Here is a 16,177-nt window from a genome sequence, read left to right as displayed (position 1 = left end):
CGGCGGGTCGCGGAGCCGCCCCCGCTGGACGGGAGCGGTCCGCTCTCCGCGCCATCATGCGTCAGCCCGCCGAGAGCGCGGACTCGATCAGGCCCTGCAGGACGCTCTGCAAGGAGCCCGAGCGGATGATGGCGAGCAGGAGGCCGGCGAAGGCGGCCGCCGCCAGGGTGCCGATGGCGTACTCGGCGGTGGCCATGCCGGCCTCGCCGCGGGCGTCCTCCGTGCCGTCCGGAGCGAGGCGCTCCGCACCGTGCGGGTGCGCGAGGGCCCAGGCGTCGCGCACGGTGTTCCAGATGTGCTTCATATGGTTCTCCTCGGGGTAGAGGGGCCCGGCCAGCCGACGGCGCGCACACCGGCCGGCCGAGCCTCGCGGGCACCGTGCCCGCGTCACCAGGGTCGGGCACGGGTGCTTCCGCGCGCACGTGGGCCCTTCGAGCCCTGTGGGCGGAGCCTGCGTGAGCCGTCCTGTGGGGCCCGGCGGGCCTTTCGCGACGACGGTGGGACGGCGGGGAGTGACAGGGGGGACGCCGGGCAGCGCGAGTGGGGACGCAGGGCGAGGCGGCTCCGCCCACACCTTCTGTGACGATAATGTTCGCCATAACATCCCAGAACGCCTATACTGTTCGCCATGATGAGGCGACCATGACCGGCTACAGGATCGATCGTCAGATGACGGCCCTCGGCACGCACGTCCACGGTTGGCGTATGGTCCTCGGCCTGACCGCTCAGCAGGTTTCCGAGCGTGCTGGAATCACGCGCGACACCCTGCGCCGGATTGAGACGGGCCACCCCGGCGTCAGCATCGGCAATGTCGCCCAGGTTCTGCGCGCCCTCGGTGTCCTCGACCAGGTCGTCAGCGCCGTCGACCCCCTGGCCAGCGACATCGGCCGCCTCCGCGCCGGCAGCCTCGGGAAGAAGCGCGCCCGATGACCGACGTCGACGTCTTCATCGACACCGCAGGCTCTCCGCGCCGGGTCGGCACCGCCCATGTCACCCGCTCGCGCGGGCGAGTCTCCACAACCTTCCTCTACGACCCCGCCTACCTCGTGGCCGGGGGAGACGGCATCGACCCGTCGCTGCGCCTCGACCCCGGCGCGCAATACTACGCGGGCCTTCTGCGCGCCTTCGCGGACACCGCCCCCGACCGCTGGGGGCGCAACCTCATCGCCAAGGCGGAACGCACCCGCGCCCGCGAGGAGAACCGGGCCCCGCGCAGGCTGGACGATCTCGACTACCTTCTCGGCGTCAGCGACAACACGCGTCAGGGCGCCCTGCGCTTCAGGCTTCCCGGCCACGCCGATTTCCTCGGCGAGCCCTCCACTGTCCCGTGCCTGGTCTCGTTGCCCGCGCTGCTCCGTGCCGGCGAGCGAGTCGAGACGGACGACGATCCCGCCGACGCCGTCAAACAACTTCTCGGCACCGGCACCACCGGCCTGGGCGGTGCGCGACCCAAAGCCTCTGTCCGCCTCGACGACGGCGGGCTCGCCATCGCGAAGTTCCCCCACGCCTCGGACCGCTGGAACGTCATGGCGTGGGAGGCCACCGCGCTCGACCTCATGGAGAGTGCCGGCATCCGCTGCCCGCAGCGCAATCTTGTCACCGTCGGGGAGAGCAGCATCCTCGTCCTGCGCCGGTTCGACCGGACAGACTCCGGCGAAAGGATCGGCTACATCAGTGCCATGACGGCCGTCGGAGGCGCCGACGGCGAACAGCGCGACTACGTCGATCTCGCCGAGTCAGTCCGCGACCTTTCCCCGTCTCCGCGCCACGACCTCCACGAGCTTTTCAGTCGCGTGGTCGGCTCCGTGGCCCTGGGCAACACCGACGACCACCTGCGCAACCACGGGTTCCTCGCAAGCCGCGGATCCTGGACCCTCAGTCCCGCCTTCGACGTGAACCCGAACCCCGACCCGATGGCCAGGCGCGCAACATCCATCGTCGGGGCGGATACCCTCCCCGACGAGGTCGACGGACTGGCCGCCCTGGCAGAGGACTGTGATCTGCCCCAAGAGTCCGCGCGAGAGCGCATAGGAGCCATCGCCGATCGTCTGGCGCCGTGGCGCGAGTGCGCCCGGCGCAACCGCGTCCCCGAGCGCGAGATCACCATGATGGCCGAGGCGGTCACCCCGCGTCTGGAGGCGCTAGTCGACGCCGCCCGGGCCGGTTGACCTGGCGGGCGCTCCACGACGGCGGTGGGACGGCGGGGGCGGGTGCCGCGCACATCGTGCCGCGCCGGGCACCCCTCAGGCTCCGCCGATGAGCTCGCGGATCTCCTGGGCGGTGAGCCGGGCCCGGCTCGCGCCGCCCGCCCCGGCGCCCCCAGGAACTCCAGGACCCCCGGCGTCGTCCGCGGAGCCCTCGACCACGCGGTCGAAGAGCTCGGCCTTCTTCTCCTTGAGGGCCATCACCTTCTCCTCGATGGTCCCGGCGGACACGAGCCGGTAGACCATGACCGACTTGTCCTGGCCGATGCGGTGCGTACGATCGACCGCCTGCTCCTCGGCCTGCGGGTTCCACCACGGATCGAGCAGGAAGACGTAGTCGGCCTCCGTCAGAGTCAGACCGAAGCCGCCGGCCTTGAGCGAGATGAGGAAGACGTCGGCCCGCCCGACGCGGAAGGCGTCGATAACCTCCTGCCGGTTCGTGGTCGTCCCGTCGAGGTAGGCGGTGCGCATCCCGTCGGCCTCCAGCGCCTCGCGCACCCCGGTGAGGTAGCGCGTGAACTGGCTGAAGACCAGCGCCCTGTGCCCCTCGGCGACGACCGGGCGCAGCGTCTCCAGCAGCACCTCGACCTTCGCCGTCGGCCTGCGCCTGCGGCCGCCCCCGCTGACCCGGCGGGACCCGGCGCCGCCCCTCGGCGCCTCCACCAGCGCCGGGTCGAGCGCCATCTGGCGCAGGATCGTCAGGGACTTCAGAGCGGTGAACCGCGCCTGCGCCGTGTCCTCCTCCAGCAGGCCCAGGACCTTCTGCCGCTCGCGGGAAAGCCGCCGGTCGTAGGCGCGCCGGTGCCCCGCCCCCAGCTCGACGGACAGGATCTGCTCGCTCTTGTCCGGCAGGTCGGCGGCGACGTCCTCCTTGGTGCGGCGCAGCAGGAAGGGCCGGATCCGTGCGCGCAGCGCCGCCAGGGCGTCGTCGTCCCCGTGCTCGACGGGGCGCCGGTAGACCCTGGCGAAGCGGTCGGGCCCGGGCAGCAGACCGGGCGCCGTGATCGACAGCAGGCTCCACAGGTCCATGAGCGAGTTCTCCAGCGGCGTACCGGTGATGGCGACGGTCGACGGCGTGCGCAGGCTCCGGACCGCCTTGTAGGTGACGGCGGTGTGGTTCTTGACGAACTGGGCCTCGTCGAGCACGACCCACGACCAGTCGACGCCGCTGAAGTCCTCCTCCTCGAGCCGCGCGATCGTGTAGCTGGTGACCACCATGTCGGCGTCGGCCACGATCTCGCCCAGCTCCTCGTCGCGCTTGGCGCGGGTGCGGGTGACGGCTCGCACCCGCAGCTCGGGGCAGAAGCGCGCGGCCTGCTCCACCCAGGCGCCCACGACGCTCGTGGGCGCCACCACCAGCACCGGCCCGCTCTCCTCGGGAACGACGACGGAGGCCGCGGAGGCCGCGGAACCGCCGGAGTCCGCGGGGCCGGCGGGCGCCTCAGACCCGGCGGCCCTGCCCTCCATCATTCGCTGCACGACGGCGAGCACCTGGACCGTCTTGCCCAGGCCCATGTCGTCGGCCAGCACCCCTCCGAGCCCGGTGGACTGCAGCAGCGCGAGCCACCGGTAGCCGTCGAGCTGGTAGGGGCGCAGGGTGGCGCGCAGTCCGGCCGGCACGGGCACGTCGAGGGCGGAGGCGGCCCCGGCCCCCGGCTCAGCCCCGCCGTCGGATCCCGGCTCGGCGCCGGCTCCCGCCGCGCCGCTCCCGACACCGCCGACGCCCGCCTCGGCGGCGGCCGCCACCGCCAGCAGCCGCTCGACGCCCTCACGCCAGCGCCGCGTCGCCTCCCCGACGACGCCGAGCCTGACGAGCTCGGCGTACAGCCCCGCCTGGAACGGGGTGACAGACAGGTCCCCGGCGCTGCGCGCCTCCGGGTCGCGCAGGTCGCGGCCCTCCTCCATGAGCCGGGCCAGGCGCACGATCTCGGGCCGGTCCGCCAGGCTCACCCACCTGCCGGAGTCGAGCAGGACCTCCTCGGCGCCCGTGGCGACCGCCGTCATGAGACGGTCGACGGGGACATCCTCCTGCCCGACCCTGACGCGCACCTGCAGGGAGAACCAGTCGAGCCGCTCGCCGTCCTCGGCGACGTCAGTGGTGATGAGCGGGGCCTCCTCGGCCTCGTGGTAGTCGGGCACCTCGCCCGCCACCTCCACGACGACGCCGTCGACCTGCTCCAGCACGGGCAGGGCCTGCGCGACGAGCCTGGCGGTGGCCATCCCCTCGAAGACCCTGCGCTGCCACAGGGGCCCGTGCGCCTGCGCCAGGGGCAGGCACTCGTTGACGATGCGGCGCACCAGGCGGTCCTCGGCGGCGTGGTCGCGCATGGCGGGCGCGGCGGTCCCGGAGGGCGGAACGGCTCCGGCGGTTCCGGCGGCCCCGGAGGACGCCGCGGACCGCGGCGAGACGGCCCCGGGCGCGCCGGCCCACTGCGACCACTCCAGGGGCCCCGGGCCGTCAAGCACCTCCGTGAGGTCATCAACGGCCGCCTCGCCCCGGTTCCCGCCGCTCGACGTCACGTACCGGATGGACCAGGCAGTCTCGGCGCGGTGCCTGGCGGCGTCCACGCCGACGTGCAGCACGGCGACGGGCTCGCCCGTCTCCGGCAGGTGCATCGCAGGATCCAGGTCGATGATCGGGACGGCGGCCGCGAGCCTGCCCAGGTGCTTGCTCTCGAAGCGCTCCACGTCGGCGGCCGGGATCGTGAGGCGCTCGTTGCGCCTCAGGATCCCGGCCAGGACCTCGCCGGGCAGCGGGTCCAGCGGCATGAGGTTGAGGACGCCGTCGTTCCCGGTCAGGGCATAGCCGTGGGTCGGGTCGCCCAGCGGGCGGGGCTCGGGGGCGCGGCCCTCCCCGGTGGCGAGCCCCTCGACCCCTGACAGGTCGATCGAGGGCGAGATGCGGGCGGTGCCGTCCTCGTGGCGCCTGACGCCGACGCCCACGCGCAGGCCGCGCAGGATCCTCACCTCGTTGCCGCCCCGCTGCGCCGTGGTCAGCGTGACGCCGGCCTTCACGCCGCGGCGCAGGACGTCCCACACGCGGGCGGGCATCGCCTCCAGGGGGATGCGGGAGTCGCTGTAGTAGAAGTAGCCGTCGGGGTCCATGGACGCCAGGTCCTCCAGGCAGTCCAGGGCCTCGGGGGCGACCCGCCCCTCCAGGTCCCCGCTGAAGACGGCTCTCCAGGAGATACCCTGCTTGACCCACCCGCGCTTGCCCGCGAGCAGCGGGAGCAGGCCCAGCCGTCCGGTCCGGTAGCCGCCGGAGTCCTGCGCGGAGATCTCGATCGCGACCGCGCGCCGCGAGGTCTTCCGGGTGCGCAGCATATAGGTCAGGCGGCGCTCCCAGTCCGCGTCCCCCGGCAGGGCGTCGGCGGCGGTGGCCCGGCGCCGGGCGGTCAGGATCAGGGCCACCGTGTGCTTGCAGCTGCTCCCCACGGGGCACGAGCAGCTCCCCCGCCAGTCGATGTGCTCACCCCTCGACTTGGAGAAGACCATGGTCTGGTAGACCTGGCCCCGCGAGCCGCGGACCTCGGCGGCGACGATCTCGCCGTTGCCCGACACCGAGAGGTTGGAGACCCGGCGCGTCTCCGCATACCTGCGCCCGCGCCCGAAGGCGGCCGAGCCCGTCTTCGCGGAGATCTGGGCGTCGGTCACGCGGGCGGGCCAGTCGTCGGAAGTGATGTCTCGGGCCATAGGGGGACCTTACGGGCAGGGTGCGACACGCCGCGACGCCGGTCGGGCGGGGCGCGTCGCCCGGGCGGGGCCCGCAGCGGGGCGGTCACCCCGTCTCAAGACCGCGCCACCCGTCCCGGTCCTTCGGTCGGCCTTCGCCTACTCCTCGCCCGCACTGCCATCCGCATCGCCGCCCGTTCCCCCGCGGCGAGCCTCCTGGCGCAGCTCGCGCAGCTGTTCGCGCTCACGACGCCGCTGAGCGCGGTCCTGCGCCCACAGCACGGCACGGCGCTGGCGGGCCTCCTCGCGCTCGAGCCTGAGCTGGCGGCGCATCTGCTGGCGCCAGTTCGACCGCTCCGCCTCGATCTGCTTCAGGCGCTCGGCCAGACGGCGCGCCTCCGACTCCGACAGGCCGTGGTGGTGGAAGAGGATGTCGCGGCCGCGGCGCGGCAGGCCGTTGACGGGCGTCGACGGCGAGTCGGTGGGGGACGGGCCCGCAGGACCGGCAGCCGGCGCCGCGGAACCGGCTGGCCGCGCGGCGCCGTCGTCGGCCGGACGCGGCCCCAGCCCGGCGGGCCGGCGCGGCTCGCTGACAAGCATCTCGCCGGTGTCGCCCGAGGCCTCGATCAGGCCGTGCCCGTGCCGCTCGCGCGGCCCCTGGACGACGGCGAGGGCCTCGACGGCGGGGGCGTGATCGTCCTCGGAGGACAGGGCCAGCCCGAGGGTGGGCATGACCAGCACGCTGACGGCGCCCGCCAGCACGAGCGTGGAGGCGAAGGAGGAGCTCATGGCGTCGGCGCTCACCGCCACCTGGGTGACCGCCACGATGATCGGCAGGGCGGTGGTGGAGTAGACGGCGATCTGCAGGGACTGGCGCATGGAGTAGGCGCGCGAGCCGTTGCGGCGCCGCTCCAGGCGGGAGGCGACCCACACGGGCAGGCCCCGCACGAGCACGAGCATGAGGAGGAAGGCGCCGATGGTCGCCAGCGACTGCTCCGACATGGTCAGCTCGATACCCATGCCGGAGACGACGAAGAAGATCGGGATGAAGAAGCCATAGGCGAGCCCGTCGAGCTTCTCCTCGAACTGGCGGTTGCCGTCGGGCAGGGCGTAGCGCAGGATGAATCCGGCGGCGAATGCCCCCAGGACGACGTCGAGGTCGAAGACCTCCGCGAGCGTGCACAGGCCCACCAGCAGCAGGACCGTGATGCGCACGGTGGTCTGCGCCGTCGTCGTGCCGCCCAGGCGGATCACCTCGATGAGGCGGCGGCCGGCGCGGCGCACCCGGTCGGTGAAGCGCACGATGAGGAAGGTGACGGCGCCGAAGACCAGGAGGATCGCCAGGCTCGCCCAGGTCGAGCGCGACCCCAGCAGGAGCGCCATGAGGATGACGGGGCCGACCTCGCCGACGGCGCCGTGGTTGAGGATGGCCGCGCCCACCGCCGTGGGCAGCAGCCCCCGCTCGCGCAGGATCGGCAGGATCGTGCCGATGGCCGTGGAGGTCATGGCGATGGCAATGGCGATGCCGTTGGCGGAGAAGACCCCGCCGGACACGCCGACGGCGGCGACCGCCGCGAAGGCCAGGCCGAGCGAGCCGGCCCAGGCGACCATGGCGTGGCGGCCGCCGGAGCCGCGCAGCTCGTTGACGTCGATCTCGTAGCCCGCCATGAGGAAGAGGAAGGCGACGCCGAGCTCCTTGAGGAAGGCGATGTCCTGGCCCTCGTGGGCGATGCCGAGGCCGCTGGGGCCGATGAGGACGCCGCCGGCGATGAGCAGCACGGTCTCGGGCAGCAGGCGCTTAGGGACGCTCCAGGAGATGAGTGGGGCGATGAAGGAGACCGCCACAATGCACAGCAGGGAGACGAAGACCGCGCTCACGTCCGCTCCTTTCCTCGGCGACAGGGACTCGGCGACCAGTAGCGGCCGGCGGTGGGGATGATACCCAGGGCCCGACGGCGGGGCGCGCCGGCGCCGCCGTGCTGCCCCTGTGATGCCCCCGTGCGTCGAGATAGACATTGTCGTACGAGGTAGACGGTGTCACCGTCTACCTCGTACGACAATGTCTATCTCGACGGGATGGGCGCGAGGGACGGGCGCAGCGCGGGGCGACGCGTAGCGGCGGCGGGGTGCGCCGGCGCGCTCAGGGCTCCGGGAAGGTCGGGAAGAGCTCGGCGGGGACCAGCTCGATCAGGGCGGGGCCGCCCTCGTCGTCGGCCTGGGGGGCGAGGCAGAGCTCGAGCCAGTCCAGGAAGCGCAGTGGTTCGCGGGTCGTGGGGTGGACGAGCGGGAGAATGCCGCAGTCGTTGGCGAGGTCGAAGTACCACACGGTCCCGACCACCTCGGGATCGACGGCCGCGACCACCAGGATCGCGTTCATCCCGCAGCCCTCCGTGCACAGGGGGATCCATCCGCGGTCGACCTCGCCGCGTTCGAGGTCCTCCCAGTAGGGGCCCTCGTCCGCGGGGTCGCAGACCAGGGGGCGGGCGAAGGTGTAGGGGAAGGGCGCGCTCGGGTCGAGGTCGTCAAGGCCACCGAAGTCGCCGTCCGTGTCCGGGGCGCCGAGCTCGCACAGCCCGTAGAAGGGCTGGTCGCCGGAGCCCGCGACGCGGGTGATGAAGGCGCGGTAGTCCGCGGGAAGCGTAATTCCCCACTCGTGCTCGTAGGCGGCCACCCGTCCCTCGTCCAGCGGAGGCCGCCATGTGACCTCATTGCGGAAGGGGTGTCCGGCGCCCCCGGGCGGCGGGCTCGCGATCTTGCTGGCCACGCGCTGAAGGTCGTCGTCGAGACTCATGGGCCATGATACAGACGCCTCTGCTGGAAGGCGCCGGGCCTGGCGGTGCCGGCAGCGCGGCCGGCGCCAGCGGCAGCTCGCCACGTTCCGGCCGGACGAACCGCCCGGCGCTCCCGGGCAGCCGCCCGCCGGCGCCGTCCGTCAGATCCTGCCGCCCGCGTCCTGCCGCTCGGCCTCCTTCAGGGCGGCCTCGAGGGCGGGCAGGATGCCGCGGGTGCTCAGCCTCCACTTCCACCTCCGGGTGCTGAGCCGCCGCAGCGCCCGCTGGTACAGCTCATCGGGCGACGACCACTCGGGGCTGGTGGCGCGGACGTCGGCCATGAGCGCGACCAGCTCGCGCGGGTGGATCTCGGCAATGGAGCCCACATGGTCCAGGGCCTTGAGACGGTAGGGCGCCGCCACCTGCATCGCATCCCGGCTCCGCCACACGAAGTCGTACTCGTCGATGTAGGCGAAGGAGTCCCCCAGGAGGCCGCGCACCCGGGCCTCCTGCGCGGCATTGGGCCGCGGCAGGCCGAAGGCGCCGCAGACCTTCATAATGAGCCGGTGCCGGGCGATCGGCGACTCGACGTCGCAGATGCTCCGCGCCACCTCGACGACCAGGGCCCGCGCCCCCTCATCATTGTTGGCCGCGCGGTCCAGGATCTCCGTCGGGAGCTCGCGCTGGGGCCGCCACTGGCGGTAGCCGGCCGGGCCGAGCGGTGCGGCCGCGACGGCGCCCTCCGGCGTCGGCGCCCCCTCCGGCGTCTCCGAGGCCTCCGGTGTCTGCGCAGACGGCTCCTGGAGCGGGAACGGCCCCCCGGCGGCCTCGACGAGCCGGGCGACGACGGCGTCGGGGTCGGCGACCCACTCGGGCGTCCAGACGCGCTCGATACGCTCCCACCCCATGTTGCCCAGGACGTCGACCGGCAGCAGGTCGCGGTCCGTCGTGCTCCTGCGCCCGTCCCATCCCGGCCCGTCCAGAAGGACGGCGACCCTGGGCCGATCCGGCTTCCCGGCCTGCCCCGGCTGGCCGGCCCCCGGGGCGGCGAGCACGAGGTCGATCTCGAAGGACGAGTGGCCCACCCCGACGCTCACCGCCAGGCCCGCCTCGCGCAGCCGCTCGGCGATCTCGTTGCGGTGCAGGTCCACCGCGCTGTGGGAGGCCGGCAGCGCCCGCGGCGCACCGCCGTCGCGGGCCTGCTCCAGGTAGGCGCGCAGGTCGCGCAGCCCCTGGTGGGCCGAGCGCTCGACGTGCAGGTCCTCCGGGTCGAAGCTCGCGAACACCACGATCTGGCGCCGCGCCCGGGTGATGGCGACATTGAGGCGCCGCTCCCCGCCGGCGTGGCCGAGCGAGCCAAAGCTGAGCGGGACGTCGCCGCGCTCATTGGCCGAGAAGGTCAGCGAGAACAGGATCGCGTCCCGCTCCTCGCCCTGCGCGTTCTCCAGGCTCCGCACGAGCAGGCCATCGGTCGCCTCCAGCGCCGCGGCGACGCGCTCCGCGCCGAGCTCCTTGCGCAGCAGCTCCTCGATGAGGCTGCGCTGGTGGCTGTTGAAGGTGATGACCCCCAGCGACGGGGGGCCGTCGGGGTGCGCCTCGAACCGCTGGACCACCTCCTCGACGACCCTGTGCGCCTCGACCGGGTTCGTGCTGGGCCGCACCCCCGGCCGCTCGACCCGCACCTTGTCCCCGTAGTACGCGCCGCCCTCCACGCGCCGCAGGCAGATGCCGTAGCCGCCGGGGCTGTCGTCGGCCCGGCCGGACATGGCCAGCGGGCTGGGGAAGGACAGCAGGCGGCCGTCGTAGTAGTGCCGGTTGGAGAAGGCGATCAGCGACTCCACCCGGCTGCGGTAGTGCCAGGTCAGGCGGCGGCTCGGCACGCCGCCGCTCAGGCAGCGGTCCAGGATCGAGCCGCTCTCGCGGCGGTCCGCGCCCTCCAGGTCCTCGCCGGACCTGGAGGCGCCCGGCACGGGGGCGGGCGGCATCTGCTTGGGGTCCCCGACGACGACCACCGACTGCCCGCGCCCCATGGCCCCCACGGCCCCGGCCACCGTGATCTGGGAGGCCTCGTCGAACACGACGACGTCCACGTAGCGGCGGTCGGACGGGAAGAAGCGCGCGGCCGAGTCCGGGGAGACCAGGAGGCACGGGGTGATGGCCACCACGAGGTCCCAGTAGGAGTCGATCAGGCCCCGCACGTTCAGGGTCCCTCGGCGGCGGTTGAGCTCGCGTCGCAGCTCCTCGGTGCGCGGGCCGGCCTCGCGCAGAATCCGGTCGCGGCGGGAGAGGACGACGTCCAGCAGCTCGGGGGTCAGGGCCTTGCGCAGCCGCTCCTGGGTGCGCCGGTAGTCCGCGAGCAGCCGGGCGTGGACGGCCGGGTCGAAGGCATCCAGACCCGTCTCGCGGGCCCGGGCCTCGAAGGCGGAGCGGGCCCGCTCGACCTCGCCCTGGTCGCTCTCGGCATCGCGTGCCTGGATCAGCGCCCGGCGCGCCCGGTAGTAGGAGAAGCCGTCCCGCGGCGCGTGCAGCCCCTCTCGGTACTCCCCCAGGCGCGTCCGGAGGCCGGACAGCTCCCGGCGCAGCGCATCAGGGTCGTCGGCGGCCGCGTCGGGCCCGGGCGCCCGCAGATCGAGCGCGCGCCGCAGGTCCCGGTAGATCTCGGCCGGCTTCATGCTGTTGTCGTGGAGGTTGAGCAGCAGGTCCCCGATGCCCGCCTCGTCGCGCAGGCGGCGGGCGACGACGTCGAGCGTCGTGGCCTTCTCCGCCGCGAACATGACGGTCTTCCCCATGGCCAGGGCCCGGAAGATGAGGTTGGCGACGGTCTGGGACTTGCCGGTCCCGGGCGGCCCCTCGACCACGAGGCTGCGCCCGGCCATGGCGTCGGCGACCACCCGTGCCTGGTCGGAGTCGGCGACCAGCGGCAGGTTCTGGGCGACCTCGTCGTTGTCCCCCACGGGCTCGTCCCGCGCCGGCTCCACGAAGATGGAGCCAGGGGCCTTCAGGAGGTGGCCGACCAGCGGGTTGGAGGTGATGGTCGGCCAGTCCTCCTCCAGGTCCTGGCGCATCCGGTAGGTGGAGAAGCGGAACATGCCCAGGCACACGGAGGGCTCGACGACGACGCCGCGGCGGCCCGACGCGCGCAGCCGGTGACGCAGGCTCTCCAGGGTGGCCTTGATGTCGATGCCGTGCCCGTCGCGCACGGGCGCGCGCAGCTCGACCAGGTCGATGCCGGTGTCGGCCTTGAAGCGGGCCAGCAGGGAGTGGTTGGGGGTCGAGGCCTCGGCCTCGTCCAGGACGATCCCGTAGGTCTCCTCGTCGGCCTGCTCCAGGTTGACGGGGATGAGGATGAGCGGTGAGCGCACCCAGTAGCCGTCGATGCACCACGTGAGGGAGCCGATGGTCAGGTAGAGGTTGTTCGCCCCGGTCTCCACCAGGGTCGTGCGGGCGGAGGCGGCCATGGCCCGCAGGCGCTGCGCGCACTCCTTGCCGGAGAGGTTGACGTGGACCTCCCGCTGCTCGGTCAGCAGCGCGGCCCGCTCCTCGGCATCCGCGGCGCTGTAGGGGTCCGGGCGCAGGGTCACCAGGTCCCCGGCGTTGACAATGTCCTCGAGCCGGCCGAGGAGGTCGGGCTCCACCATCAGCTCCACGACATCGCGCAGCGGGCGGTTGATGAGGGGGTTGCGCCGAGACAGGTCGAGCAGGTTCCTCTTCCACTCCTCGACGGCGGGTGGGGCGGGGAGGGCCTCGGCGGCGGGCGGGGCGGACTCGCCATCGGCGGACGGCCGGTCGGCGTCCGGGGCCGCGGGCCCGCCGCCGTCGCGCGCCTCCGGGCGGGCCGGCGCGACAAGCTCGACGACGACGTCGTCATCGTCGCGGTCCAGCAGGGGCTGCGGGGCGGCGCCATCGGCCCGGGCGACGTCCACGGGGACGGCGAGGGTCAGGTCGGGCAGCGTCTCCAGCGCGACGCTGCGCACCGTGTCAGGCAGCTCGTGGAGGACGGCGACCGCCGCGCCGACCGCCAGGTCCGGGTCGATCATGCCCATGACGCCGCGGCGGATGAGGTCGGCGGCCTCCTGCGCGGAGACGTGCGACCCGCCGTCTGTGCCCTCGTGACCCTCGTGACCCTCGTGGGTCTCGTGGTCCCTGCGGTAGCCGAGGAAGACGGCACGGGGGGCGAGCAGGATGACGGGAGCCACGCCCAGGCGCTCCAGGACCCCGGCCAGCAGGATCGCGACGTCGAGGACGGTGCCGGTGCACGCCTCGAGCAGCCCGGCGGCGGTGCGTATGGGGTGGGAGCCGGCCTGCCACGGGCCGCTCGCGGCCCTGATCATGAGGCGGCGGTCGCGCAGGGCGGCGCATGCGGCCATGGCGAGGGCGTCGGGAGTGGGGGCGACGCCCTCGTCGTGCGGCGCGAGGCGGCGCGCCTCGGTCGCCAGGTCTCCGACGGCGGTCTGGTCGGGCTGGACGAAGGTCGCCAGCGCCGCGCCCGCCCAGCGCCCGCCCCCGGCGAGCCGCCACTGGCGCGGGGGCAGCACGGTCAGCCCCGGCAGCCTGCGCACGGACTGCGAGCCGTCGGCGGCGCGCAGCTCGACCCGCACGTGGGCGGAGCCGGGCTGGCTCACCTGGAGCAGGCTCCCTCGGTCCAGCGCCAGGGCGCGGGTGTCGGTCAGCACCGGGTGGGAGGTGTCCCAGGTCAAGCGCCAGGGCTCGGCGACCTCGCGCCCGCCGTCGTCCTCAATGATGGTCAGCGTCACCTCCAGGGTTCCCGACGGCGGCTCCTGGCCGCTGCGCGCCCCGGAGCTCAGGATCTTCCGCTGCTGGCCGTCGTCGCCGGACGCGTCCGGGCTGAAGGCGCCGCCGCCCGGGCCGGAGGCGTGTGCGCCCGGGCTGGGGGCGTGCCCCAGCAGGGACAGGCGGATCGAGACCTCGGGCGCGGCGCCCGCCACCGCGTGCGCGTAGCTGACCACGGGCACGCAGGCGACCTCGACCCCGACGGCGTCCAGCGGGGTGCGGCCCGCGCCCTGGCCGCCGTCGATGGCGGCGATGAGCTCGCGTATCTCCGCCTGGCCGGGCTCGGCGCCGATGAGTCCGAGGACCTCGCCGGCCGCGGCGAGGGCGGCCAGGGTCCTGTCGGCGTCGAAGTCTCCGCCGCGGACCAGCTCGTCGCGCAGGCGGCCGACCTCGCCCAGCCTGTCCCCCAGCCCCGGCGGCAGGTCCAGGCGGTAGCGCCCGCCCTCGTCGCGGGCGGTCAGGATGCGGATCTGGGTGGGCAGGTTGGCCAGGTCGGGGAACTCCGGGACCGGGCCGTCGCCGGCGAGGAGGGGGCGCAGCGTGTCGAGCGTGCAGCGGTCGCCCAGAGCGGCGCGGAGGTAGCGCTCCAGGTGGGTCGGCAGGATGCGGAGGAATCCGCGCAGGACAAGATCGCGATTATTGAGCTTCATAAGGTTCAGGTATGGGATCTGCTGGGGCGGCCCTGCATCCTCGACGCTCCGGACCGGAGTCCGGGGCGCTGTCGGAGGACGGCCACGACCGGGCGGGATGTGGCCGACATGCGAAGGCTACAGCGTCCGTGCGACATGTTTGCCGGGTCCGAGGGTGGAAGTGGTGACAGGTCCATCAGTTCGTCTGGTTATTGGTAAGATGGCGACCAATGTATCCCACGACCACCTTGCCGTAGCCTGGGGTGTCCGTCGCATCGTAGAGGTAGAGGCGGGGCGAGACCATCCCCGCGCTGGCGATGACGAAGTGCTTGTCCATGTACACGCGCCCGTCCCCGTCGCGGCCGGGGACCTGCTCGGGCGCCGGGAACATCCGCTCCTTGCGGTAGCGCGGCCGGTTCGCGACCGTCTTCGACTCGGTGGGCCTGTACCGGCCGCGCGAGACCGTGCGGAAGCCGTCCGGCGGCGAGTCGAGGTACTCGTGGAGGTTGCGCACCGTCGCGCTCCCGTCCGCCCGGGCCCGCCCGTAGTCGTTGAGGGCGCGCAGAATGTCCCAGGTCTTCGCGATCCAGGACAGGTTGTTCTGGTCGTCCAGGTCGAGGGCCCGGTCCCAGTCGCAGGTGAGCTCGACCCACGGCAGGGCCCTGGCGAGCTCCCCGTTGGCCGCCCAGGTCGCCAGCTCGGGCCAGCCCGAGGGCTGGGCGAGGTCGGCCCCCTCACCGGGGACGGCCCACGCCTCCTCGCCGCGGCCCGCGCACGACAGCGCGGTGCGCAGGCGCTGAACCTCCCTCTCCGGCATCTCCGCCCGGCTGAGGGCGCGGTCCTTGTCGTCCAGGGCGACCGCGTAGTCGAGGCCGAGCTCGTCGCGCTCCTCGGTGCGCCGCTGCAGCTCCTCGCGCAGGGCGTCGTCGTGCTCGCGCTTGCTGTCGCGCTGCTCCAGGAGGGTGATCGTGTCCCGGGCCTCCGCCAGCTCCGCCTTCGCGCCGTCCAGGTCCTCGCTGCGGGCGGCCAGGAGGGATGTCAGCTCCTCCACCCGCGCGTGCAGACCGGTGGCGTCCGCTGGGACCGCCGGCTGGGCGGCCGTGTCCCTCGTAATACCGCCGATGAAGTCCGCCCACTGCTCCAGCGGCAGGCCCGGGGCCGTTCCGGCCACGAGGACGAGTCCGTGGTGGTCCTCCTCGCCCAGCTCCTTGCGGAGCCTGGGGACGTCCCGCGGCCGGAGGATCTCGGGGTCGTTGGTGAGGTGGATGCCGTGGTCGTCGCAGTCCAGCCGGCAGAGCATGCTCCGCACGAAGCGGGGCACTCCGGCGCTCCTGGGGCGCAGCGGGTCGTCCGGGGAGACGGGCGAGTCGATCTCGACGCTGATGAGGCTGCGGCTCGCGAGCCGGGGCCCGCTGGCGGCCATGACCTGGCTGGTCCAGGTGCCCTCGCCGTCGCGCTCGACGACGACGAAGCCGAAGATCTGGTCCTCGGACTGCTCGCGAGAGTCCACCAGGAGGAGCTCCAGCCGCGGGTGCGGCTGAAGGTACCCGCCCGGGCCCAGAGCGCCGAGGCCGTCGGGGCCGAGCTCCTTGCGGTGCTTCCTCTCCGCCCAGTCCACCATGACCCTGCGGACGGCCGGCTCCACCTGCTCAAAGGCCCCGCCGACGCTGAAGGTGCTGCGGTAGGCAAGCATGATCACTCCCTCGGTCCCGGGCGGGCCGCCCCGCCGCCTCACAGGCTATGCCCCGCGCCGGTGCAATGGGGCCGTCTGGCCCACCCGATTGCGATCGCGGGGCCGCCCTCTTCGTCGGGATTTGTTCAGGTCATATGGGGTGGGGTCTGATGGCTTACGGGCCGGGGCCTGGCGTGTGCAGCCTCGTGGGTCGTTGTCGGCCTTGACCGGAAAACTTGACCGGAAAAGGTGGCTCCCACGCACTTTTAGCGCCGACCCCCGCCCTGCCCTCGCCGCAGAACCGCAGAATCACGCCGATCCCCGCCGCACCCAAGACCGCTGAGCGCCTTAAAAGTGCGTGGGAGCCACCTTTTTTCCACCGCACAGCACCACTAGACGACTGAGTCCTGGCGGAGCGGGCCGTCAACACCGACGGCG

At 73.4% G+C, this 16,177-nt stretch carries 8 protein-coding genes; 2 read left to right on the top strand and 6 right to left on the bottom strand.

Translation table 11 applies throughout. The features are described from left to right. Positions 1-61: 61 nt before the first annotated feature. Positions 62-304, bottom strand: a complete 243-nt coding sequence (locus AIF0345_RS01205) for a DUF4244 domain-containing protein (RefSeq protein ID WP_043564302.1) — start codon at positions 302-304, stop codon at positions 62-64. Between the two features lie 338 nt (positions 305-642). Here AIF0345_RS01205 and AIF0345_RS01200 point away from each other — a divergent pair, with 338 nt between their 5' ends. Both AIF0345_RS01200 and AIF0345_RS01195 read left to right on the top strand, forming a co-directional pair. Next, a complete protein-coding gene (locus tag AIF0345_RS01200; RefSeq protein WP_268917959.1) occupies positions 643-930 on the top strand; it encodes a helix-turn-helix domain-containing protein in 288 nt (95 codons plus the stop codon). Further along, the gene (locus AIF0345_RS01195) at positions 927-2,168 is read left to right on the top strand and encodes a type II toxin-antitoxin system HipA family toxin (protein WP_268917958.1); all 1,242 of its coding nucleotides are present in this window, start codon (positions 927-929) and stop codon (positions 2,166-2,168) included. The genes AIF0345_RS01200 and AIF0345_RS01195 overlap by 4 nt, the downstream gene beginning before the upstream one ends. 75 nt (positions 2,169-2,243) lie before the next feature. Here AIF0345_RS01195 and AIF0345_RS01190 read toward each other — a convergent pair whose 3' ends face one another. The 5 genes from AIF0345_RS01190 to AIF0345_RS01170 all read right to left on the bottom strand — a co-directional run bounded on the left by AIF0345_RS01190 (position 2,244) and on the right by AIF0345_RS01170 (position 15,760). Further along, entirely contained in the window at positions 2,244-5,897 is a 3,654-nt protein-coding gene (locus tag AIF0345_RS01190) for a DEAD/DEAH box helicase (RefSeq protein WP_268917957.1), read from the bottom strand. A gap of 138 nt (positions 5,898-6,035) precedes the next feature. Beyond that, positions 6,036-7,754 (bottom strand): cation:proton antiporter, encoded by a 1,719-nt coding sequence (locus AIF0345_RS01185; protein WP_268917956.1) that lies wholly within the window; start codon positions 7,752-7,754, stop codon positions 6,036-6,038. Between the two features lie 262 nt (positions 7,755-8,016). Beyond that, complete coding sequence (locus AIF0345_RS01180) at positions 8,017-8,667, bottom strand: SMI1/KNR4 family protein (protein WP_268917955.1); 651 nt, start codon at positions 8,665-8,667, stop codon at positions 8,017-8,019. 141 nt (positions 8,668-8,808) lie between these two features. Next, on the bottom strand, positions 8,809-14,088 hold the full coding sequence (locus AIF0345_RS01175; RefSeq protein WP_268917954.1) for a DUF4011 domain-containing protein: 5,280 nt from the start codon (positions 14,086-14,088) through the stop codon (positions 8,809-8,811). 175 nt (positions 14,089-14,263) lie between these two features. After that, positions 14,264-15,760: a hypothetical protein gene (locus tag AIF0345_RS01170; RefSeq protein WP_268917953.1), complete on the bottom strand. Its 1,497-nt coding sequence runs from the start codon at positions 15,758-15,760 to the stop codon at positions 14,264-14,266. Positions 15,761-16,177 lie beyond the last annotated feature (417 nt).

Source organism: Actinomyces israelii (assembly GCF_030253495.1).
Classification (GTDB): domain Bacteria; phylum Actinomycetota; class Actinomycetes; order Actinomycetales; family Actinomycetaceae; genus Actinomyces; species Actinomyces israelii.
Note: the sequence above shows the minus strand (reverse complement) of the source record. Positions and strands in the feature narration are given on the sequence as shown.